This is a genomic window from Piscinibacter sp. PDB5-1, from assembly GCF_056676035.1.
Genome location: NZ_JBWVZL010000001.1, coordinates 377508 through 398709, shown reverse-complemented (window position 1 = coordinate 398709; position 21202 = coordinate 377508). Strand labels below are relative to the sequence as shown.

Genomic DNA, 21202 nt, shown 5'->3' with positions numbered 1-21202 from the left:
GCGTCAGCGGGGGCGGTGGTTGCCGAGGTAGCCGATCACATCGCCAGCGTTGTCCAGGCCGCCGCCGTGCAACTCTTTGGTGAAGTTCTTGAACAGGGTGCGGATGCGCTGTGCCTGCTTGACCTCGTCGTCGCAGGCCAATAGCGCGGCCAGTGCCGCTACCTTGGCGCGAACCTCGGTTTCCCACTGAAGCTTCATGCCCGTTGGGTCGGGCGCTTCGTCGATGGCCTCGAGCAGCCCGTTGAGCAGGGTCAGACGCACGGTCTGAATGTTCTCGTTGCTCTCTTCCTGTCTGTCGGATTCGCGCTTGCGCTTGTTTCGCACCTTTTCGCGCTTGCGCTCTTCCGACTGTTTGGGCTTGGCCACGCGGTTGGTGATGCTCAGTCTGCTGTTGTAGGGGCGGTCGCTGCACACGTACAGGCGGGGCTCGGGGCTCGCACTGGTCATGACGACGAAGCCGTGCTTCTTCTTGCCGACCATCGACGAGTCCACGGTCAGCACGATGCTGCCTTGCGCATGCCGTCCATCAGCCAGCAGCGGCGGGCGGGCCCACGGGTAGCCCTTGTTGGTGGCGGTCGTGTCGAGGTCGGCCGTCACCAGCACCTGGCTGGGGTACACCGCGTTGAGCTGATCCACCCGATCGATCGTGACCGGCGAGGGGTGGCCATGCACGTTGGGCGTGCCGCACGAGACCAGGCACACGCGCGGCCGCAGCAGGCGCAGCAGCTGCGCGCTCGTGGCCTCGTGCGCCCCGTGGTGGTTGAGCTTGCAGGCGCACACGTGGCCACTGCCAAGGTAGGTGTGGTACAGGTGGAGGGCCACCGCGTCTTCGCGTTCGCCGTTGAGGTCGCCGGCCGTGAAATAGCGAAAGTGGCCGAACTCCACCAGCACCGCGAGGCTGCAGTCGTTCGGGTCGCTCGGGAACAGCGACTCCGGCGTCAAGCCGGCGGCCACCCACTGGAAACGTGAGGCCGTGCCGTCGAGCAGGCTCTTCGGGATCAGCCCCTCGATGGCTTCGTCGGTGCTCTGGTACTGGCCGCGGGTGCCGCTGCAGTGCAGGCCGTTCATCGCCACGACCCGCACGCTCAGCGCGCCGTTCTGGTAGAGCGGCTGGTCCATGTCGGGTGTGGCGCGTGGGGGCGTGTTCGGTTCGCCGAAGGCTTGCTGGTAGTTGGTGTAGTCGCTGCTGCTCTTGGTCGGCACGCCCTGGTCGTAGAGCACCACATGCGGGCTCGCGTAGGTGGCGTTGCCCAGCACGGTGGGCGCGGCGCCGATGTGGTCCTTGTCGTAGTGCGACGCGATGAACATATCGACGGGGCGGAAGCGCTTCAGCTTGATCAGGTGGTCGAAGTAGCCGGTCACGGCCGCGGCAAACTGACCGCAGTCGATCAGGATCGACTGCACGTAGACCGCCTTCTGCTTCACGAGGATCAACGCCGCATCGCCGATGCCCACGCCGAGCTGGTGGATCTCCAGCGTCAGGTCGGCGTGGTTGCCGGTGTTGAGCGCGGTACTCAGCCCGCACACGGTGCTGAGCTTGGCCGACACCACGGCGGTGGCGTCGTCCTTGGGCTCCAGATCCACCAGGCTGACGGTCGTGGGGCCGATCTGGTCTTCGGCGTCTTTGGGCACCAGGGCCACGTAGTGGCTGCCGCCGGTCCACAGCACGAACACCTCGCGCATCGGCGGCTGGTCGGTGAACGATTCCAGGTCGAGCGACCACTCGTCCCTGTCGCCCGTGGTGGAGTCGTTCAACACCGTGATGCGGCACTCGTCGTAGCGGTTGGCCAGCAGCGCGAGCATGCAGGTCGCGTCGCCCCAGTCGCCCGACACGAGGTCGGCGATGCGGTCTTCGGTCGGTTCCTCGTATTCCATGTCGTCGAACCAGGCGGGCACGCCGGTGACGATCCAGTTGATCAAGGTCTCGACCGCCATCGCGCGCAGCGTGGCGTGGCTGCGTTCGGGCTCACCCGCCATCGCCAGCACGAGCGCGAGGCTGCGAAAGAGGCAGTTGCCGTCGCTGCCGAGGTCGCGCACGACGAAGACCTCGTCGTTGCGGACCACCTCGGACTTGTCGAAGTTGTAGCCCCAGACCATGCTCAGGCGGCCGAGGCCGTGGGTTCGGGAAAGCGCTCGGCACTGTCGTGCAGCCGCGCCAGTGCGTCCAGCGTGGCGGCGTCGCGCTCGCCGGTCACGTCCAGCTGCATGGCGAGCTGGAAGCATTGCAGCGCGAACTGCGTGCGCGGTCCGTCCACGCCGGGCTCGTCGCAGCGGTAGCCGAGGTTCTGCAGGCGCTTTTGCACGCCGGTGAGCTGGTCGATGGGGTCGAGGTGGCCGAAGTCGATCTGCATCTCGACGGGCTCGCCCTCGATCTCATAGCGCAGCAGCCCCGAGCGGGCCCGGTTGGGCACGAAGTGGCGCAGCACGCCGTCGCCGTCGGTCTGGCCTCGGTACTCATTGCTATCGACCTGCAGCACGTAGGCCACGCCGGCGGCGGGCCGGTGCAGCGTCAGCAACTGCAGCTCGAAGCGTGCGGGCACCCCCAGGCGACGAAACACATGCCGGCGGTCGGTGGCGCAGGCTTCGGTCTTCGCCGCCTTGTCGGGAATGGCCACCACGTCGCCCGGGTACAGCACGTTGGGGTCGCTGCGCAGGCGGCGCAGGGCGGCGTTGTCGGGGTGGTTCCAGATGGCTTCGGGCGCGAAGCCGTATTGGGCCGACAGGCTGGAGAGGCCGTCGCCGGGGGCGACGGTGTGCGAGGTGGTCATGCGTAGGTTCTGTGGGGGGTCAGGTGGCCGTCATTGGCTGCCAGGCCGAGGCATCGAGGTCGGGGAAGCACACCTCGCAGGTGCCGGCCTCAGTCAGGTCAGACAGGCGAGCGACGCCTTGCCCATCGAGCTGGCCGGTGACGAGTCGGCCGTCGGGCAGGCGCACGCGGTAGCGTTCGTGCGGTACGGGCTCGTCGTCGTCGCCCAGCAGCACGATTTCGAGCCAGTGCCTTGGTGGGCTCGGGGCGGGGGACGGGCTCGGCACAGGGCCTGCGCTGGCCCGGGCGCGGGCCATCTGCGTGGGCGTGAACGCCGGGCCGCCGTCGCGCGGGCGCGCCGAGGCCATCGTGATGCGGCCTTCGCTGGCGCCGTGGGCGAGGTGGCGCACGAGTTCGGGTTCGTGCGCCGCCACGAACTCGGCCACGGTGCGACCCAGGCGCGGGCTGTGGCGGATCGCCTGCAGCGTGTCGGTGGGTGAGTCGGTCAGGCCCTGGCCCAGGCCGACGGCCAGTGCGCCGAGCATCGCGTTCATCAGCACCGCGTGGCCGCGCTCGATGTGCCAGGCCGCGTCGAGCGCATCGGGCTCGCTGCGCATCGGCGTGTCGCCCCACGCGGCTTCGATGCCGGCGCGGTAGTGCCGCAGCGCCAGGGGCAGGCCGTGCTGCAGGTCCATCGCCGCGACCCCGGTTTCGGCCTGCAGCCAGGTGCCTGCCTGCTCGTGCGTTCGCAGCGTGAGGGGCGTGACCTGCGGCGAGTTGAATCGCCGACCGGCGGGACCGTTCAGCAGCGCCGAGCCGCCCCACAGCAGCGCGAGGTCGTGGCAAAGCGGCAGCAGGGCCTGGACGAGCGGGCGGCACTCGATGCTCGACACGCTGCCGGCCAGGGCTTCGAGCAGCTGCGGGCGCGCATGCCAGAGCGCATGCCTCACGCTGGCGACCCGCCGCGCGGGCCGGTCGTCGTCGCCACGGGGCAGGGCGGGTGGTGCCTCGCCAAGGCGTTCGGCGCGGTCGCTCGCCTGCTCCAGCCGGTGCAGGTGCCACCACAAGGTGTCGAGTTCGGTGGTCGCCCAGCTCATGTCATGGCCGAGGGGCGCCGGGGGAGCCGCACGAGTGCTTGGGGCATGCTGCAAACGGCGCGGGGGCGCGAAGACGGGGCTGCGGAAGGGGCGGAATCATCGCGCAGCCATACCCGGCTGCGGGCCATGCCCTGGCGCCGCGCACGTGCTCGTGTGGCGAGCCTGCTGCACCGCAAAACTAGGTTCTGGACAAGCCGGCGCGATGTGGTTCTACACGTGGCGCACTCGCGCCGGCCGGTGCGTGCAGGTCGAATCGCCGGAACTGCGCCGTGCAGACGGCGCTCATTGGAGCTTCGTGCGGCCGGACGGCGCGTAGCCTTGCCGGCTGTTCCGCGGTACCTGCTTCACCTCGCCATGCAACTCTTCGGTATTCCCCTGCGCAAACCCACCTTCAACGAAGTCACCGCCGCCACGGTGATGGGCGTGGGCCTGTGGCTCGCCATCGTGGCGCTGCTGTTCGTCAGCGGCCATGGGCTGAGCAAGATGGAGGCGGGCGCAGCCCTGCTGGTGGTGCTGTGGGCCTGCCTGGGTGTGCGCCTGGGCATCCGCATCGACCAGGGGTCGCGCCACCTGGTGGCCAACCTCACGGTTAGCGCGGTGCTGCTGGCGGCCTACCAGGGCGCCTGGGCCTTCGTCGCCTGACGGGACCCGGCGCGGCGGCGCTCAAGCGCCGCGCTGCATCACTTGGCGTTGGTGACGATCGTCACGCGCCGGTTTTCGGCCGCTGACGGCACCTTGGGGTTCAGCAGGTCGCGGTCGCCCTTGCCTTCGGCTTTCAGGCGCTCGGCGGCGATGCCGTGCTCGCTGACCAGGTAGTCGCGCACGCTGTCGGCGCGCTGCTGCGACAAGGACAGGTTCGCGTCGGCGTTGCCGCGCGGGTCGGCGTGGCCTTCGACGCTGAAGTTGTAGTCGGCGAGGCGGTTGTTCTTCAGCGCCGCCGCGACCACGTCAAGCTGCTTCTTCGAAGCGGCGGTGAGCTCGGCCGAGTTCGTCTCGAAGGTGATGAGCAGCGAGGCGCTGGGCTTGCGCGCCGGCTTCGAGGGCAGCACGCCGGCGGTGTCGCGGCTGATCTTGAGGCTGCGCGTCACGACCGGCTCTTCGGGCGTGAGGGCATCGACCAGGTTGGATTCGGTGACCTTGCTGCCCTTGAGCACCTGGGTGCTGTCGGCTGTGCCTTGCGCGAAGGCCGGTTGGGCCGCCAGGGACAGGGCGGCCAGCGCGAGCGCGGCGACCGCGGGGGTGAAACGTGTGTTCATGAAAACCTCCATTCGAACAGGGCCGATGGTGCGCCTCTGCGTTGAAACCGCCAACCGACCAAGGTCAACCCCGGCCTGCTCACGCCAAAAACCACTCACAAGCCACCCACGCGGGTGGTCTCGGCCGGATCGCCCACCCACACGGCGACGGCGCTGTAGTTGTCTTGACCCGGGTGCTGGGCCGCGACGATGTCTTGCGCCATCAGGTCGAGCCATTCGCGCGGCGAGGTGGCGGCGGCGAACGCGCTTTCGAGGTCGCTCGGCTCGAAGTGATCCCACCAGCCGTCGGAGCACAGCAGGAACGCGTCGCCGTCGGCAATCGGGATCGGCGCACGCACCGTGTTCGGCTCGACCGCTTCGGCGGTGCCCATCGCGCTGAGCAACTGGTTCTTGCGCGGGTGGTCGCGCGCCTCTTCGGGTGTCAGGTAGCCGGCTTCGACCATGCGCTGCACCACGCTGTCGTCGGGCGTGGTGTAGACGACGCGGCCGTGCCGCAGCAGGTACAGGCGCGAGTCGCCGACGTGTGTCCACAGCGCCTCGGCGCGGCGCGCGTCGATCCACAGCGCGACCAGCGTCGCGTGCATGCGCTCGTGGCCCTTGCGGCCGGCCTGCTGCTGGCCCAGCGCCGCGTGCGTGTCGCACACCAGCGCGGTCAGCAACTCGGGCGTGGCATGCGGCGACGACTGCAGGCCCAGCGCCGTCATGCGCACCACCAGGTCGGATGCGACCGCGCCGCCCCGGTGGCCGCCCGCGCCGTCGGACAGCACGGCGTACCAGAACGACCCGCTGTTGCCCACGCGCAAGTCGTCTTCGTTGTGGGTGCGGTCACCCACCTCGCTGCGCGAAGCGATGTCAACCTTCAGCATGCGGGCTCACTTCGACTGGTGACGGGCGTCGTCGAGCAGGTCGAGCTGGTCTTCGTAGGCCTTGATGAAGGCCTTGCCGAAGAGGTCGTGGAAGTCATCTTGCGCCTCGCCCTGGATGCGTTCGTAGTGCTGCAGGTACAACTCCCACAGCTTGGCGCGGCGGTTCATCGGCAGCAAGGCGTCGAACACGCTGCCGCTGCTGAGCTTGCCTTCGAGCTGCTTGGGCTCGAAGCGCTGCAACACGCCTTCGAGCGCCGCACGCATGCCGGCCATGGTGCCGATGGCGTGGCCGAGCAGGTCGTCCATCACCTCGGTCACCGCCGCCGGGCCGAACATGAAGCCGCGCATCGGCGGCTGCAGCAGTTGCTGGATGGCCGCCGGCGCATCGGGCGAGAACTTCAGCGGGTTGTTGTTGCGCGACTGGATGGTCGTGACTTGCGCGCGCAGCTCTTGCTTGGCGGCCGCGCGCACGGCCACGAGCTTGAGCGTGCCCTCGACCGACTGCGCCAGGATCTGGCCGATCATGCGCATCAGCTCGGGGTTGAGCCCCTGCGGCGGGTCGAACTTGATGCCCGCGCCCTCGCAGAACGCGGCCCACAGGGCGTCCGGCGACCCTGAGCCTGCGGCGGCGGCCGGGGCCACGGGCTTCGTGCCGGTGGGCATGGCCGGCACCGGGCTGTCGGCGGGCTTCGTCGCGGGGGCCGCGGCGGGGCTGGCCAGCAGCGCGTCGAACGGCGTGGGCGACGAGGCCGGCTCGGGCCGCGCCGGGCGCACCGCGGGCATGGTCGTGGCCGGCACCACGTCGGTCGGCTTCGGGGCGCTGCGCGGTGCGGCCACGGGCGGCGTGGCGGGCGGCCGGCTCGGTGGCGCCACGGGGGCGAGCACCGGCGAGGTGACGGTCGGCGGCTCCACCGGCTTGCTCTTGGCGGCCGGTGCCGCGAACTGGGTCACGTCGGACGGCAACGAGGCCGGGGTCACGGCCGGGGCCGACGCCCCCTGCACCGCCGGGGGCACGTAGGCGCCCTTCAGCTCGGGCGTGTGGTCGAAGTCGGCCGGGATGGCCGGCGACGCCTCGGCCGCGCTGGGTGCCCCGCCGAAGAAGGCCATCGGGTCTTGCGACGCGGGCGCGGGCTTGCCGTCGGTGCTGGGCGCGGGCGACGAGAGAAAGGCCGCCAGCGGATCGCTGCTGGTCGCGGCCGGCTTCAGGCCGAACAAGGTGTCGAGGCTGCCGCCCCCGCTCGCCCCGGCGCTGCCGGTGGGCGTGCCGATCAGGTCGCCCAGGCCCAGGTCGGGCGGCAGGGTGCTGCTGGCGGGCGGCGTGGCCGGCGACGGGCTGCCCCCCATGAAGGATTCGAGCCCGGCGCTCGCGCTCTTGGGCGGTGCGAGGTCGGCGAAGGGGTCGAAGTCGTCGGGCAGGCGTGCCACGGGCGCGGGCGCCACGGTGGGTGAACCGAACGCCGCCGCGCGTGCCGCGGCTGACGGTGCGGCGGGCGGCGTGGCGGGCAGGGGCGTGGCCGGTGCCGGCGTGGCGGCGACTGCCGGTCCGAGCAAATCAGCGAAGGGGTCGGCGGCCGAGGCCCCCGCGCCAGCACCCGGGCCCAGCAGGTCGGCGAACGGGTCGTTGGCCGTGGGCGGGATCTTCGGCTTGGTGGTGGTCACCGAGGCGGTGCCCGACGACGCGCTGGTGCCGGGCTCGGCCTTCGGCGCCACGAATCGTGCACTGGGCTGCGTGCCGGTGACGTGCACCTGCGGCGCGAGCTTGGGCGGCGAGGTCTTCGACTCGCCAGCCGACGCGACGATGACGGTGCGCGAATCGACCGCCGTGCGCTCGCCCACGGTGTTTGGCACGGCGCCGTTGCTCACCACGGCGCGCATGAGGTATGAGCCGATGGCGATTTCGTCGGCGTCCGACAGGCTTGCGCCCTCACCCGGGGCGATGGAGCGGCCGTTGACGAGGATGGCGTTGGCGCTGCCCACGTTGCGGATCGAGAACCCGCCATTGGCGAACCACACCTCGGCCTGCAGGCGCGAGATGTGGCGTTCCGGGTCGGGCAGCGAGAGCGTGTTGGTGTCGGACCGACCGATGGTGCCGCCGCGTTCGTCGAAGCGCCCCGTGATGGGCTGCGAGAGGGCTTCGTTCTTCAGGGTGTGGGCGTGAATCACCAGATTCATGGGGGCTCCGGATGCGTGCGGCCGCTCGAACAGCTCGAAAAAGGGTGTGCTGGCCGCAGGCTGGTTTATCCGGCCTGGGTCGCGCCCGGGCAATCAACGAAAGTCACACCCGGTGGGCGCGGTGTGCCGCGTGCGGGCGCTCCGGGGCGAGCATCGAGCAGATGCTCAGGCCTGCATCCACAACCAGCCCGCCACGGCACTGAAGATCGCCCCGAGCAGCAGCCAGGTGCGAGCCTGTGGCGACAGCGGCCCCTGGGTCAGGGCACGCCAGGTGCCCAGCACGAGAAAGAGCGGTCCGAGCACGGTGAAGACGAGTTTGGGGTCCATGGGGTCGGATGCGGGCGGGTCAGGCGGTGGCGTCGTCGAGCAGGCGTTGCTGCCGCCACGCCGGCGCTGCGGTGTTGAAACGGGGCAGTCCGGGTTGCAGCAGCGTGAGCCAGGTCGCCGCCGCGGCGCGTTGGCGCTGGCCGCCGGTGCGCAGCACGGCGAGGCAATGGCCGGCGCTGGGTGCTTCGCCCATGAAGCAGCGCGAGCCCGAGGCGAAGCGCAGGCCATTCGCCTGCCACCAGGCGTGCACCTTGTTCAGGTCGGGCCAGGGCAGGCCCTCGTCTTCATCCAAGGCCACGCGCTCGTCGGCTGGGTCGTCGTTGGGGCCGGCGCCGGGGTCTTGTGCCTGCAAGTCTTCGAGGTCGAGCGCAGCAAGGTCGGCGCCGGTGATCCAAGAAAAAGCCTCGCCGGCCAGGCGCGCGAGCGCCGGTACTTCCATCTGGCGCATCAGCCAAGGCACGTAATGCGGGTCGCCCGAGGCGGCCGTCGCACGCACCAGCACGCGCGGCGCGATGGCTTCGGTGGCGAGTGCCTTCAGCACCGCCTGTGCGTCTTGCGGCGAAATGACACGCAGCCACAGCGACAGCGCGGCGGCCTGCATCGGGCCCGGTGCACGCCCCAGCGTCGCCAGCGTGGCGACCGCCGCCTGCCGGTCGCCCAGCAGCAGCGCGGCACGGGCCGCGTCGAAACGCAGCGACGGGGCGGCCTTCTCGTCGCCCAGCGCCGCCAGGCAGGCGGGCAGGCTTTCGGGACGGCCCAGTTCACCCGCCACGCGCAGCGCGCAGGCACGCAAGGCCGGGTTGTCGTGTGCCAGCGCCGCATCGAGCACCGCACCCGGGTGCACCTGGTGCATGGCGCAGGCCGCGAGGCCGATGCCTCGCTGGAAAGGGCTCGCGGAGTCGAGCAGCGGTTTGGTCAGTCCGCGCAAGGCTTGGGCCTGCACCCAGCCAAAGGCCGAGACCATGCCGGCGCGGGTGTCGGGCAGGGCTTCGGCCACCGCGAGCAATCGGCCGAGCGCGGCCTCGTCGCGGGCTTCGATGGCCGCGACCGTGTGAACGAACAAGGCGGCCGGCGTCGGTCGGTCGAGCGTCTCGCGCAGCAGGGCCTGACCGGCCTCGCCTGCGATGGCCAGGCCATCGAGGTGGGCCACGAGACGATCGTCGAGGCGGCGCAACTGGTGCAGCTTCACGTGCGGGGCGCGCACGAGCACGGAGCGTATGCCGCGCAGCGAAAGCGCGTCGTCGAGGTGCTGTTGAACGACGACGGCAAGCGCGGGTGCAATGAAAGTGCTCATTTCGGCCAGACCTTCAATGACGTGGACCCTGGCTCATTCATAGCTGTGCCAAACCGTGTCGCCTTCTCGCACGTAGAGGCTTTTCGCGCCGATCAGGCCCAGCGCGCCGGGCTGGATCGACTGCACCGTGTGTGCAGTGACTGGCGCAGGCGTGGCGCCATAGCGCACGTCGTGCAGCTTCTCGTCCTTGAGTTCGTACAGGCCGTACATCGAAGCCAGGTACACCCGCCCCTCGTGCTCGGCCACGCTGTAGAGGTTGAGATCGAACGGTTTCTGATCGAGCACGCGCCATTCATCGTCGCGACCCACGAGCACCAGGCCCGAAAGCCCGCAGGCGACGTAGCTGCCATCGGCAAGGGCGGCAATGTCGGTGATCAGCACGTTGGTCGGGCTGTCGATGGCTTGCCAGACGCCGCCTCGCCAGCGCCACAGTTCTCCGCGCCACCCGGCACACACGAGGTCGTTCGGGTCCAGCCCGGCGACGCCTTCGAAGCCACCGAGCGGCAAGCCGGTCGCGGGCGGCGACAGGTCACGCCAACGTCCATCGGGTTCGATGGCGTAGACCTGACGGTTCATGCCGACCACGAAGGGCGTCCCGCCCAGGCTGCGCACTTTGCGCAAGGGGCCACGCCGTGCCGGGACGCCTGCCCGTGTGCCGATTGACCAGTCAGTGGCGCCTGCGGGCGTGAGTGACAGCAGCTGGCCGTCTTCGCCCAGCGCCAGGCCCTGCTTGGTGGCGCCTTGCACATGGCGCGCCAGCGAGACGACTTTCCATGGGCAGGTCGCCAACTCGCGCACGGCCCCGTTGCTGGTGGCGTAGAGCACGAGGCGCGAGTGCACGAGCTCGTCTTTCGAAAGGGCGTCGGTGCTCAGCGAGAGCAGCGCGCCCACCGGGTTGATGAAACACCCGGCGTCGATGCTGTGGTCGATCCAGAGGCTGGTCATGTCGGCAGGTCGTTAAGGGGTTCAGGCCCAGGCGGCGTCCACGTCGCAGGCCTTGGACATGCGGTCGAGCAGCACGCTGTTGCTGCGCTCGGCGATCTGCTGGCGCGCTTCTGCGGGGCTCAGGTCAGGGTTGATGCCTTCTGTGGCGGCCTTGATCTGGGTCTTGTCGGTGATGCCGCACTGGGAGTGATAGGCATCGAGTTGCGCCTCGATGCAGTCGCGGCTGCACCCCGAGCTGGGAAACACCAGCGCGTGGGCCTCCGAGGCGGTCTTCTTCGCCTCGCCATAGGTGGTGACGTGGGGGTAGGTCGTCTTCTTGCCGCTGAGCGTGAGCTCGCCTGCCGGCGCGGCTTCAGCGGATGCCTTCTGAAAGACGTGCAGAAGCTCGTGCGTTCCGCCCCGGTTGTGGCTGGTGCCCTCGGCGCAGACGCAGGGCGCCATGTTCTCGTCGTAGGCCTCGAAAGCCGCCTTGCCCTGGGGCAGCACCGCGTCGGGTGCGGGGATGCCGCCGATCATGGTCTTCGACTTCTTCGGTCCGTGCAGGAAAGACGATTTCTCCATCAGGTGGTGACCGGTCTGCGGCTCACAGCAACCCAGGGCCTTGCCGCCCTCTCCGTCGGTCTTGCGCGAGTAAGGCTGCAACAGGCACTTGCGTGCCGACAGGCACTCGTCAAGGGCGGCCTCGTCCGACAGACGGTCGGCGACGGGCTTGGCGTCCGGGCCCGGGGTGTCAACAGGGGGCGAGCTCGCGCGGTGAAATGAAGCGCAAGGATCTTTGCCCGGCTTTGCGTGGGGGGCGCAGTCCTTGCACTTGTCTTTCTCGCGTTCGACGTCCTTGTTGCAGGCACCGCCCGGGGCCATGGCCATCGCGTCCACATAGGGCCAGGCGGGGCTGTTGCCTGGGAAGGATGCGTGGTTGTGCGTCGTGATGTCGAGGTGGCGCACGACGTTCTCGCCCTCGACCTTCACGTCCATCGACCAGGCGTTGAAGTACACCTTGCCGGTGTTCTTGCTGGTGATCAGGCCCTTCTTGGGCGCGCAGCCGGCCTCGTCGCCGGTGCTCTTCTTGAAGTACGACTTGTTCTTGAGCATGACCTCCTTGCCGGAGATCTTCACGCTGGTCGAGCCGTCGGTGCAGTCCGAGGCCATGCCGGTGTTGGGGTACGGGATCGGCACCCCGGGTGGCGTGGCCGGCGTCTGCGGCGGCGTGAAGCAGACGTCCGGAAAGGCGCAGATCGACTTGCCGGCGGCGGACTTGCAAGAGATCTCCATGCCGTTGGCATAGACCTGGTTGCTCATGACAGCGACCCTTCATAGCTCAAGACGGCCGCCGCGCGCTGGCCGGCGTCGTTGGCGAAGTGCGTGAGGATGCGCCCGCCTGGCGCGTAGCCTTTGCGGCAGGCCGCGTCCGCCAGTGCCAGCATCACCGGCCCCACCGCCGCGCCCGTTTCGCCGATGCACTCGGCCGGGTGCCACAGGTCGAAGCTCGGCTTCGGCGTGTGTAGTGTTCGCGCCAGCGCGAGCGCGGCCTCTTTGAAGTAGTACTGCTCGCCCGACAGGTCGGCGATGCGGAAGTCGAGGTCTTCCATGCGCCGGCCCGCGTCGGCCAACGCCTGCTGGATGGCCTGCGCCATGCCGTCGCCACGCAATGGTTCTTCGGAGTCGATGTGCGCCTTCTCGGCGGCGAAGCCCACGCCGGTGACCTGCAGCGCGGGCTCGCGGCCGGGCAGCCCCAGGCGCACCGCGCCGGCGGCCTCGCCGGGCATGAATCCGTTCGACACCTGCTCGGTCAGCAGTCGCCCGGCGCGGTCGTGCACGTCGAGCGTGGGCCAGTGCAAGAGACCGTCCACGCCGGCGACCACGACGCGCGTGCAGCGACGTTCGGCCAGCAGCTTGCGCGCAGCGGCCAGCGCCACGGGCAGACCGGCGCGCCCGTGCGGCACCAGCGACGAAGCGGCTGAGAAGTTCACGCCCAGCACCTCTTGGACGTTTGCGAAGAGTCGGTCTTCGAGGCCGTCGATGCGGCCGGGGCGTTCGCGCTCGGCCACGCACAGCAGCACGGGAATGTCGCCCCACGCTTCGGGTGGCACGCCGTCGAGGCATTCGGTGATGGCCATGGCGGCCATGCGCGCGAGCTTGTCGAGCCCGCGCCAGGGCCGCTCGAGCGGCACCTCGTGGCCCATCAACCAATGCCCCAGGCTGCACATGAAGCGTGTTTCGGTCGGGTTGGTCAGCTTGCTGCGCAGGGCGGCGCAAGTGGCGGGCGCGGTCAGCCCCACGCTCGTCACGAGCCCGGTGTGTTCGACGGCGATGCGAACGGCGCTCATGGGCGGGCCTCGGCGGCATCGCTTCGTGGCATGGGCACCATCACGACCGGTATCGGGAAGGTCACCGTGTCGCGTTGCTGCCACCACTCGCGGCCCTTCTTGCCCACCAGCACCTGGGCCACTTCGAACAGGCTCTTGCGCAGCGGCCGCGCCACGCGCCAGGTCAGGCTGTAGCGTTGCAGGTCGGGCTCGATGACGACGGTGTCGAGTTGCGCGTGCAGGTCTTCACGCCCGCCGTTGCGCGCGAACACATGCACCGGCGCCACGAACTGCGGAATGGTGAAGCGCGTGAGCCCGTCGGGTGTGAGGTTCGACAGCACCACCTCGGTCGGGCCGCCGGCAAAGGCGCCCAGCGGCAACTGCTGGTCGGCCGGTGCGGCCTGGTAGTAGGCCTCGTTGAAGTCAGGTGGCAAAAAGGGAAAGTGCTCGTTCTTCCAGGTGTCGTCGTAGGTGCCGGCCAATGCGGCGCGGGGTTCCCAGCCTCGCCCCAACGGTCCGAAGGCCATCGGCAGGTACTGCCCCTGCGGGTCGGTCACGCTGCGGCCGGACTCTTCGGTGCACGGCAGCGGCTGGCCATCGACCCACTCTTTGCGCAGGTGCTTGTGAAAGCCGCGCCCCACCGGGTTGGGCCCGTAGGCGGCGTGCTGCGCCGGGTCGTCGTGGCGCAGGTCGCTGCCGCCGTAGGCCACGTCATACGAGATCGGTTGCACGAGGAATGGCTCGGGCGGGGTGGCGCGCAAGGTGGCGAAGCCGCAGTCCCATTGGCGCGGGCCGACCACGGTGAAGCTCTTGGTCCAGTCACCGACGCGCAAGCCCACGCCGACGCGCGTGGTCGGGCGTCCTTCGGGCGCGTGGGCGCTGCCCAGCAGCAGCACGTCGCAGCGATGCTTGCGCGGGGCGAAGTCGATTTCGTAGACCGGGGCGGACAAGCCCGGCGCGCCGGTGAAGGTGTCCGACATCACGAGCGGCAACTGCTGGTCATGCAGGGCGAAGCCGCCCGGCGCGTCGCCTGGCTGCGGAAATCGGAACGTGCCCTTGATGACGACCACCAGCAACTCGCGCCCGCTGGGTTCGAGCCCGAGGTTGTAGGCCACGCTCATGCGCGTGGCATTGATGAGTTCCATCGCGCGGGCGGGTCAGTTCAACTGCACGGAACCGCCCTTGAGGCGGTTCACTCCGGTGGACCGGCTCGACACGTAGGTGCCTTCGATGACCACCTTGCCGGCCTTGGTGAGCGTGATGCTCGCCTTGCCGCAGCGAAGCACCAGGTGCTCGCGCGCGCTGACGGTCAGGTGCCGGCCGTCGGCATCGACTTGCACGTGTTCGGCCGGGCCTTCGAGTGCAGGTGCTTCGAGTCGCAGCACCCCCATGACGATCGGCAACGCGGGGTTGCCGCCTTCGAACGACAGCACGACCTGCTGGCCGATGTGCCCGGCGCGCAAATCCACCGTGGTGCGCGCGCGCAGTGCGGCCGACCCCGGTTGGCCGGCATAGGTGACGCAGGGCGCGCCACCGTCTTCGGCCAGGGCCAGCAGTTGGCCGATCACGACCGACGGCAAGGGCGTCGGGGGCAAGGTTGCCGAAGCGCGCGCGGGGCGCGACTTCAGCAGGGCGTCGAGCACGCCGGCGGGCGCGGGGTCGGCCTGCGCGGTGACGTCGAGGTGCTCATCGCCCGGTTGGGCAAGGGTGGCGGGCTCAAGAAGGGGCGAGCGCGTGTTCATGACGGTGTCTTCAGTTTTGCAGGATCTTCGAGCCCTTCATCACGATGTCGCTGCTGGCCTTGGCGTTGATCTTGCCGCTGCCGTCGATCGTGATGTCCTTGCCCTTGATGGTGATCGTGCCGTCCTTCTTCATGATGATGCTGGCGCTGCCGGTCTTCAGCGTGATCGAGTCGGCCGCGGTGAGCGTGAAGGTCTTGCCCACGGTCACCGCGTCGTCTTCGCCGACCGAGGTCGTGCGGCCCTTCGCGACAGCGGTCTTCTGTGCGCCACCGACGGTGATGCTGCGGTCGGAGCCGATCTCGTTGTCTTGCTTGGCGCCGATGGTGTTCGACTGGTTGCGCCCGACCGAGGTGGACTGGTTGGCCCCGACCGTGATGGTCTGCATCGCACCGATGGCCACTTCTTGTGCGGCGCCGATGGCGATGGTCTCGTTGACGCCCACCGTGTGGGTGCGCTGCAGCGCCACGGTCTTGGTTTCATTGCTGCCCACCGAGACGCTGCGGTTCGAGCCGACCGAGATGGTCTCGTTCGCGCCCACGCTCTCGGTGCGGTCCACCCCGATGGTGATGGTCTCGTTGCTGCCGACGGTTTCGGTGCGGTTCACACCGATGTCGATGGTCTCGTTGTTGCCGACCGATTCGGCGCGATCGACGCCGATGGTGATGGTCTCGTTGTTATCGACCGTCTCGGTGCGGTCGTGCTTGACGTGCACCGTTTCGTCGTGGTCGATGGTCTTGGTGCGGTCATGGCCGACCCAGTGCGTCTCGTCGTTCTCGACCTCGATGTCCTGGTTTTTCTCGGCGTGGATCCACAGCTGTTCGGCGCCGGCCTTGTCTTCGAATCGGATGGCGTTGGCATTCGCATAGCCCCCGCCCTTGGACGAACGCGTGAGGATGCCGCTTTGCGTGGCGTTGGCCGGCAGGTCCCAGGGCGGCATCTGCTGCGCGTTGTAGACGCGGCCGGTGATGAGGGGCTGGTCCGGGTCGCCTTCGAGGAAGCCGACCACGACCTCTTGGCCGATGCGGGGGATGTGGATCATCCCGAAGTTCTTGCCCGCCCACGGGTGCGACACGCGCACCCAGCAAGAACTTTTGTCGTCTTTGGTGCCGAGGCGGTCCCAGTGAAACTGCACCTTCACGCGGCCGTACTCGTCGGTGTAGATCTCTTCGCCGGCCGGGCCCACGACCACGGCGGTCTGCGGGCCGTGCACCACGGGCTTGCGCGTGCGGCGCTCGGCGCGGAACTGCTGGTTCGACGCGATGGCGTTGAAGTCGCAGCGCACCTCGCTGCTGCCCGCGCCGCCCGATTCGTTGGCGTCGGTCTGCGCGTGCAGCGACAGGGCGGTGATCAGATACTCGGCGTTCTGGTCGTCACGCGGGTGCGTGCTCATCTTGAAGGTGCGGCCCACCGACAGGCCCTGCGCGTTCGATTCGCCTTGCAGAACCATCGCCCGCGAATGGATCTCGTCGAGGCGGTTTTCGGTGAGGTGGCTGCCGTCGCCCGCCTGGATGTAGTCGCCCTGGAAGTCGAACACCTCGTAGTTGGCCAGCGAGTGCGGGCGCGGGTTGCCTTGCTCGACCTGCAGGCTGGTGCCGGGGCGCTGGAAGTCATAGCTCGTGAGCACGACCTTGCCCGGCGTGACGGCGCTCGAAAAGCGCCAGCGCGAGATGTATTCCTGGTCGGGCGGGGCGCCGACGCCGTTTTCGTAGAAGGGCAGGGCGTCGTAGCCGCTGGCAGGGTCGTGCGCGGTCTGCGAATCGACCAGCACCAGCTTGTGCTCGCCATCGGTGTGCTCGAAGTACCAGTAGATGCCTTCGTGTTCGAGCAGGCGTGCGACGAAGTCGTAGTCGCTCTCGCGGTACTGCACGCAGTACGTCCAGTTGCGGTAGCTGCGAAAGAGCTTGAACTCGAAGTTGGCGATGCCGTGATCCTGGAAGACCTTCTTGACGATGTCGGGCACCGCCTGCTCTTGGAAGATGCGGCAATCGACCGTCTGCTTGAGGAACCACAGCCAGGGCCGCACCACCGCCTGGTAGGTGTAGTGGCTGCCGTGGTGGCCGGTGAGCGCAAAGCGCGTGATGTAACCGTTGAAGTGGCGCTTGGCGTCGTCGCGCAGTTCCATCGTCACGGTGACGGGCTGGCCGAGCAGGTCGCGCGGGTCGATGCTTTCTTTCGCGCTGACCATGTTCAGCCGCGCTTCGCCGAGCGCGCTGAGGCCTTCGGTGGCGGTGATCGACGCGAAGCGCAGATCCTCGGGCGGCAGCGGTGTGGCGAGTGTGATCGGTTGCGGCATGGGCGGCCCTGTGCGGTGACTGATCCAGTGGACTGCTGGCAGTGGACCGAACCATAGGCGAGGGCCCGAAGAGGGGTAAAGCGACCAAAGTCAATGACGCGTCCGTGGGCCTGCCACTTAAGCTGCCGGCACCCCGTGGGCGGTTCGACCCGGCGGGTTTGCCGATCGGAGTGAGCCCCATGCTCGTGTGCGTCGATGGAACCGGGCCTTCTGACAGCGCCGAGTACGCGCGTGTCTTCGCCCACAGCTTCGTCAACCGCGTGAAGAACGAATACCTTCGCGCGCACCCGGCGCCCGACCCGGCGCCCATCCACCACCGCGGGCCCGGCGACACCTGGGACGATGCCGGCTTCGGCAGCTTCGGCGGCGTGCACCACGTCGATCCGCAGTTCGTGCTCGAAGAGGTCATGGCGCTGTGGAACTCGTACCACGACGACGTCGAATCGATGCCCGCCTGGACGAGCGGCCGCTCGGTGAGCACCTGGTCGGCCGACGAGGTCGAGGCCTTCGAGGCCACGCAGCGCCGTCGCCGCATCTACATGGCCGGCCACAGCCGGGGCGCGGCCATCCTCATCCACGTGGCGCGCCTGCTCAACCGGCGCGGCATTCCGGTCGAGGCGATGTTCCTGTTCGATGCCGTGGCGCGCAACATGGCGCTCGACGCCGAAGAGATCCCGCCCAACGTGCGCCACTGCTACCACGCCGTGCGCGACCCGGCGACGCACAGCCGGGGCTCGTTCGGCAACTGCGGCTTGCGCGCGGCGGCCGGCGTGAACTTTCAACCGAACCCGATGCGCTACTTCTTCACCACGCACGGCGGCATGGGCGGCACGCCCTGGGGCCGGCAGCCCGACCACATGAGCAGCACCGGTACCTTCATCGCCGAGGGCGACCCGATGGGCTCTTCTGCCGTCACGCCTGAGGCCGAAGCGCGCGGCATGGCCGAAGTCGAAGCCTGGATGTGGCCGCATCTGCGGCGCCATGGCGTGGTGCCCTGAACGAGGGGTTGACCCGTCGTCGGGCCCTGCGAATCGCCCCCCTCTTTGGGCGGAACACCCCGTAACAGTTCGTACAAGCAGGGTGCGCAAGAGGCCCGGCTGACAAAATTCGCGGGCCGTTTCACAGGGGGGATAAAAACACATGCTCGACCGACTCAGCGACGCGGCTTCAGGCGTTGTCCGCGGCGTCACCGCAGCCCTGCAAGCCCAACTGAGCCAACTGCTGGGCCAGTGGACCCTGGCCCAACGCCTGTACACCCTCGAAGGCGACGGCCCGCTGGGTCAGTTGATGGTCGAGAGCTTCACGAGCGTCGAATCGCTCAACGCACCGTTCCAGCTCGACCTCACCACCCTGGGCTTCGACGCCCGCATCGACTTGCACGGCCTCATCGGCCAGCGCGTCCAGCTCTTCACCACGCTGGCCGACGGCCGCCGCACACGGCGCAGCGCCCTCGTGATGCGCGCCCGCCAAGGCCAGGCCGACGGCGGCTTCGCCCGCTACCACCTCAGCGCCCAACCCTGGCTCGCCCTGCTCGGCCACACCCGGCACAGCCGCGTGTGGCAAGACAAGAGCGTGATCCAGATCCTCGACGACGTGCTCGGCGACGCCGCCTACAGCGCCCACGCCGCGTGGCAATGGGGTGAGTCCAGTGAAGACGGTGCGACCGAAGACCTCGCCGCCTTCATCGCCCAAGGCCCCAACGGCGGCGTGCGCCCCTACTGCGTGCAATACCGCGAGAGCGACCTCGCCTTCGCACAACGCCTGCTTGCCGAAGAAGGCCTCAACTGGCGCGTCGAAGAACACGACGCCGCCGCCAGCGGCCACCGCGTCGTCTTCTTCGCCGACAGCAGCCGCGTGCCCGAGAACGCCACCTCGGGCGGCCAGGGCATCCGCTTCCACGCGGCTGGCGCCGTGCAACGGCAAGACGCCATCCAGGCCTTCGGCGGCCAACGCCAACTCAACCCCACCGCCAGCGCCCTGCTGCATTGGGACTACCGCGCCCAAAGCGCCTCCACCGCCCAAGTCCCCACCGACCACCGCTTCGCCAGCGCTGCCGTGCAAGACCTGGCCCACTGGTTCGAAGACTACGCACCCGGTGCCGACGGCGCCGACACCGGCGACTGCAGCCGCAGCGAAGCCGAGCACCGCGCCACCTGCCGCCAGCAGGCTTTCGAAGCCCGCAACAAGACCTGGCTCGCCCGCAGCACCGTGCGCACCCTGCGCGCCGGCCAGTGGTTCACCCTCACCGACAGCCCGCTCGACTCACTGGCCGAATTGGCGGGCGCAGGCGCCGACCCCGCCCACCGCCAGTTCACCGTGCTCAAGGTGCAGGCGCTGGGCATCAACAACCTGCCCAAAGACCTGAGCAACGCCATCGCACAGGCCCTCGGCCCCGACGAACCCGAGCCCTTCGCCGAAGACGACGCCCTGCTCAGCGACGCCATCGCGCACGACCCCGAACTGCGCGCCACCGCCGAAGCCACCGGCCACGCCAACCGCTTCGAAGCCATCCGCCGACTCATGCCCTGGCGCCCGCAGCCGATGGACGAGGCCACCGCCCTCGGCCTGCAAACCGCCGTCGTCATCGGCGCCAGCGGCAACGACAGCCCCCAAGGTGCCGACGAGCTCTACACCGACGCGCTCGGGCGCATCAAACTGCGCTTCCACTGGCAAGCCGCCCCGCACGCCGACGGCCGCCCCGAAAACCGCGGCACCTGCTGGGTGCGCGTCGCCCAACGCTGGTCGGGCGCCGGCATGGGCACCCAGTTCATCCCCCGCATCGGTCAAGAAGTGCTGGTGCAATTCATCGATGGCGACACCAGCCGGCCCGTCGTCATTGGCACCCTCTACAACGGCCGAGGCGAAGCCGGCCTGCCATCCACCCCCGGCGGGCAACCCGGTGAGACCGACCTCAGCCCCTACGCCCAGAGCCACGACCACCGCGCGAGCGCCCAAGGCAATCTCATGGGCGCAGGGGCCGGCGGCCACAGCCCCGCCTGGCACGGCGGGGCCCCCGGCAGCGCCAGCGAAGGTGCCAACGCACAGAACAACGCTGCAGCCCTGAGCGGCATCAAGAGCAAAGAGTTCGGCGGCGACGGCTTCAACCAGCTCGTCTTCGACGACACCCCGGGCCAGCTGCGCGTGCAACTCGCCACCACCCAGCACGCCAGCCAACTCAACCTTGGCCACCTCGTCCACCAGGCCGACAACCACCGAGGCAGCTTCCGGGGCGAAGGCTTCGAACTCCGAACCGACGCCTACGGCGCCATCCGCGCCAGCCAAGGCCTGCTCATCAGCAGCTACGGCGCCCAAGAGGCAGACCCCGCCGGCGACAACGCCCCCGGCATGGCCTTGCTCAAACAAGCCGTCCAACTCACCGACAGCTTCAGCAAGGCCGCCCAGACCCACCAGACCACCGCCTTCGCCACCGCCCTGGGCAGCACGAAAGCCGGCCAGAGCCCGCTGAGCGACAAAGCCGCCGCGATGAAGGCCTTGCACACCACGGCCAGCGGCATGGTCAGCCAGCAAGGCTTCGAGGCCGCACAGACCGACGCGTCCAACACCAGCACCCAGGCCAGCGCCGACAAGCTGCCCCACAGCGCCGACCCCATCGTCGCCTTCAGCGCCAAGGCCGGCTTCACCACCGTGGCCGGCCAAGACATCCAGATCGCCAGCGGCGACACCGTGAGCGTCAACGCGGGGCAAGACGTCCACATCGCCAGCGGCGGGCAGATGCGCGTGCACACCGGCCAGAGCCTCGGCATCCTGGCCGGCGCCGTGCAGCCCGGCGAAGGCGCCAAAGGCAAAGGCCTCACGATGATCGCGGGACAAGGCCCGGTGCAGATGCAAGCCCAGGCCGGTCAGGCGCAAGTGGCCGCCAAGGGGCTCATCAACATCCAGACGGCCAACGCACACATCGACTGGGCGGCGGCCAAGAAGATCACGCTGACCACGGCGGGTGGGGCGTGCATCGAACTCTCGGGCTCGGGCATTGAGGTGAAGTGCCCGGGGAAGATTTCGGTGAAAGCAGGCACCAAGAGCTTTGTTGGCCCCGCCAGCGAAAACTATGGGTTGGGAGAACTGCCGCGCGCCGTTTGCGAAACTTGTATGGAGAAAGCCTTGCGCGAAGCAAGCGGCATGGCTCCCCGCATTTGATAG

General features: G+C 69.1%; 17 protein-coding genes. 3 read left to right on the top strand and 14 right to left on the bottom strand.

The features are described from left to right. Positions 1 to 3 precede the first annotated feature (3 nt). The 3 genes from AC1KAT_RS01770 to AC1KAT_RS01760 are packed head-to-tail and all read right to left on the bottom strand — an operon-like array spanning position 4 to position 3843. Positions 4 to 2097, bottom strand: a complete 2094-nt coding sequence (locus AC1KAT_RS01770; protein ID WP_480322163.1) for a hypothetical protein — start codon at positions 2095 to 2097, stop codon at positions 4 to 6. A 2-nt stretch (positions 2098 to 2099) separates the two neighbouring features. Then, positions 2100 to 2768 carry a peptidoglycan-binding protein gene (locus tag AC1KAT_RS01765; RefSeq protein WP_480322161.1) on the bottom strand — a complete coding sequence of 223 codons (669 nt, stop codon included), beginning with the start codon at positions 2766 to 2768 and terminating at the stop codon, positions 2100 to 2102. Positions 2769 to 2787: 19 nt separating this feature from the next. Beyond that, positions 2788 to 3843 carry a DUF6861 domain-containing protein gene (locus AC1KAT_RS01760; RefSeq protein ID WP_480322159.1) on the bottom strand — a complete coding sequence of 352 codons (1056 nt, stop codon included), beginning with the start codon at positions 3841 to 3843 and terminating at the stop codon, positions 2788 to 2790. A gap of 354 nt (positions 3844 to 4197) precedes the next feature. Between AC1KAT_RS01760 and AC1KAT_RS01755 the strand changes: the two genes are divergently transcribed. Further along, entirely contained in the window at positions 4198 to 4485 is a 288-nt protein-coding gene (locus tag AC1KAT_RS01755) for a hypothetical protein (protein WP_480322157.1), read from the top strand. A gap of 38 nt (positions 4486 to 4523) precedes the next feature. On the opposite strand, the gene AC1KAT_RS01750 is transcribed toward AC1KAT_RS01755, so the two are convergent. The 11 genes from AC1KAT_RS01750 to AC1KAT_RS01700 form a co-directional block, all read right to left on the bottom strand. Beyond that, a complete protein-coding gene (locus AC1KAT_RS01750) occupies positions 4524 to 5099 on the bottom strand; it encodes an OmpA family protein (protein WP_480322155.1) in 576 nt (191 codons plus the stop codon). Positions 5100 to 5194: 95 nt separating this feature from the next. Then, the gene (locus AC1KAT_RS01745; protein WP_480322153.1) at positions 5195 to 5965 is read right to left on the bottom strand and encodes a PP2C family protein-serine/threonine phosphatase; all 771 of its coding nucleotides are present in this window, start codon (positions 5963 to 5965) and stop codon (positions 5195 to 5197) included. Between the two features lie 6 nt (positions 5966 to 5971). Continuing rightward, complete coding sequence (tagH, locus tag AC1KAT_RS01740) at positions 5972 to 8137, bottom strand: type VI secretion system-associated FHA domain protein TagH (RefSeq protein WP_480322151.1); 2166 nt, start codon at positions 8135 to 8137, stop codon at positions 5972 to 5974. Positions 8138 to 8302: 165 nt separating this feature from the next. Then, positions 8303 to 8464: a hypothetical protein gene (locus tag AC1KAT_RS01735; protein ID WP_480322149.1), complete on the bottom strand. Its 162-nt coding sequence runs from the start codon at positions 8462 to 8464 to the stop codon at positions 8303 to 8305. A 19-nt stretch (positions 8465 to 8483) separates the two neighbouring features. Further along, positions 8484 to 9758 carry a TIGR02270 family protein gene (locus tag AC1KAT_RS01730; protein ID WP_480322146.1) on the bottom strand — a complete coding sequence of 425 codons (1275 nt, stop codon included), beginning with the start codon at positions 9756 to 9758 and terminating at the stop codon, positions 8484 to 8486. 33 nt (positions 9759 to 9791) lie between these two features. Further along, positions 9792 to 10703, bottom strand: a complete 912-nt coding sequence (locus AC1KAT_RS01725; protein WP_480322144.1) for a hypothetical protein — start codon at positions 10701 to 10703, stop codon at positions 9792 to 9794. Positions 10704 to 10724: 21 nt separating this feature from the next. Beyond that, positions 10725 to 12002 carry a PAAR-like domain-containing protein gene (locus tag AC1KAT_RS01720; protein WP_480322142.1) on the bottom strand — a complete coding sequence of 426 codons (1278 nt, stop codon included), beginning with the start codon at positions 12000 to 12002 and terminating at the stop codon, positions 10725 to 10727. Continuing rightward, positions 11999 to 13030 (bottom strand): hypothetical protein, encoded by a 1032-nt coding sequence (locus AC1KAT_RS01715; RefSeq protein ID WP_480322140.1) that lies wholly within the window; start codon positions 13028 to 13030, stop codon positions 11999 to 12001. The genes AC1KAT_RS01720 and AC1KAT_RS01715 overlap by 4 nt, the downstream gene beginning before the upstream one ends. Beyond that, entirely contained in the window at positions 13027 to 14154 is a 1128-nt protein-coding gene (locus tag AC1KAT_RS01710; RefSeq protein WP_480322138.1) for a DUF2169 family type VI secretion system accessory protein, read from the bottom strand. The genes AC1KAT_RS01715 and AC1KAT_RS01710 overlap by 4 nt, the downstream gene beginning before the upstream one ends. A 12-nt stretch (positions 14155 to 14166) precedes the next feature. After that, positions 14167 to 14751, bottom strand: a complete 585-nt coding sequence (locus tag AC1KAT_RS01705; protein WP_480322136.1) for a DUF6484 domain-containing protein — start codon at positions 14749 to 14751, stop codon at positions 14167 to 14169. Between the two features lie 10 nt (positions 14752 to 14761). Next, entirely contained in the window at positions 14762 to 17044 is a 2283-nt protein-coding gene (locus AC1KAT_RS01700) for a type VI secretion system Vgr family protein (RefSeq protein ID WP_480322134.1), read from the bottom strand. Positions 17045 to 17223: 179 nt separating this feature from the next. Between AC1KAT_RS01700 and AC1KAT_RS01695 the strand changes: the two genes are divergently transcribed. After that, on the top strand, positions 17224 to 18042 hold the full coding sequence (locus AC1KAT_RS01695; protein ID WP_480322132.1) for a thioesterase domain-containing protein: 819 nt from the start codon (positions 17224 to 17226) through the stop codon (positions 18040 to 18042). Between the two features lie 142 nt (positions 18043 to 18184). Then, on the top strand, positions 18185 to 21199 hold the full coding sequence (locus AC1KAT_RS01690; protein WP_480322130.1) for a type VI secretion system Vgr family protein: 3015 nt from the start codon (positions 18185 to 18187) through the stop codon (positions 21197 to 21199). The last annotated feature ends 3 nt before the right edge of the window (positions 21200 to 21202 follow it).

What these genes read in the sequence shown, in the direction of transcription:
- AC1KAT_RS01770 (WP_480322163.1), bottom strand. Translation starts at nt 2,097, where the DNA reads ATGGTCTGGGGCTACAACTTCGACAAGTCCGAGGTGGTCCGCAACGAC.
- AC1KAT_RS01765 (WP_480322161.1), bottom strand. Translation starts at nt 2,768, where the DNA reads ATGACCACCTCGCACACCGTCGCCCCCGGCGACGGCCTCTCCAGCCTG.
- AC1KAT_RS01760 (WP_480322159.1), bottom strand. Translation starts at nt 3,843, where the DNA reads ATGAGCTGGGCGACCACCGAACTCGACACCTTGTGGTGGCACCTGCAC.
- AC1KAT_RS01755 (WP_480322157.1), top strand. Translation starts at nt 4,198, where the DNA reads ATGCAACTCTTCGGTATTCCCCTGCGCAAACCCACCTTCAACGAAGTC.
- AC1KAT_RS01750 (WP_480322155.1), bottom strand. Translation starts at nt 5,099, where the DNA reads ATGAACACACGTTTCACCCCCGCGGTCGCCGCGCTCGCGCTGGCCGCC.
- AC1KAT_RS01745 (WP_480322153.1), bottom strand. Translation starts at nt 5,965, where the DNA reads ATGCTGAAGGTTGACATCGCTTCGCGCAGCGAGGTGGGTGACCGCACC.
- tagH (WP_480322151.1), bottom strand. Translation starts at nt 8,137, where the DNA reads ATGAATCTGGTGATTCACGCCCACACCCTGAAGAACGAAGCCCTCTCG.
- AC1KAT_RS01735 (WP_480322149.1), bottom strand. Translation starts at nt 8,464, where the DNA reads ATGGACCCCAAACTCGTCTTCACCGTGCTCGGACCGCTCTTTCTCGTG.
- AC1KAT_RS01730 (WP_480322146.1), bottom strand. Translation starts at nt 9,758, where the DNA reads ATGAGCACTTTCATTGCACCCGCGCTTGCCGTCGTCGTTCAACAGCAC.
- AC1KAT_RS01725 (WP_480322144.1), bottom strand. Translation starts at nt 10,703, where the DNA reads ATGACCAGCCTCTGGATCGACCACAGCATCGACGCCGGGTGTTTCATC.
- AC1KAT_RS01720 (WP_480322142.1), bottom strand. Translation starts at nt 12,002, where the DNA reads ATGAGCAACCAGGTCTATGCCAACGGCATGGAGATCTCTTGCAAGTCC.
- AC1KAT_RS01715 (WP_480322140.1), bottom strand. Translation starts at nt 13,030, where the DNA reads ATGAGCGCCGTTCGCATCGCCGTCGAACACACCGGGCTCGTGACGAGC.
- AC1KAT_RS01710 (WP_480322138.1), bottom strand. Translation starts at nt 14,154, where the DNA reads ATGGAACTCATCAATGCCACGCGCATGAGCGTGGCCTACAACCTCGGG.
- AC1KAT_RS01705 (WP_480322136.1), bottom strand. Translation starts at nt 14,751, where the DNA reads ATGAACACGCGCTCGCCCCTTCTTGAGCCCGCCACCCTTGCCCAACCG.
- AC1KAT_RS01700 (WP_480322134.1), bottom strand. Translation starts at nt 17,044, where the DNA reads ATGCCGCAACCGATCACACTCGCCACACCGCTGCCGCCCGAGGATCTG.
- AC1KAT_RS01695 (WP_480322132.1), top strand. Translation starts at nt 17,224, where the DNA reads ATGCTCGTGTGCGTCGATGGAACCGGGCCTTCTGACAGCGCCGAGTAC.
- AC1KAT_RS01690 (WP_480322130.1), top strand. Translation starts at nt 18,185, where the DNA reads ATGCTCGACCGACTCAGCGACGCGGCTTCAGGCGTTGTCCGCGGCGTC.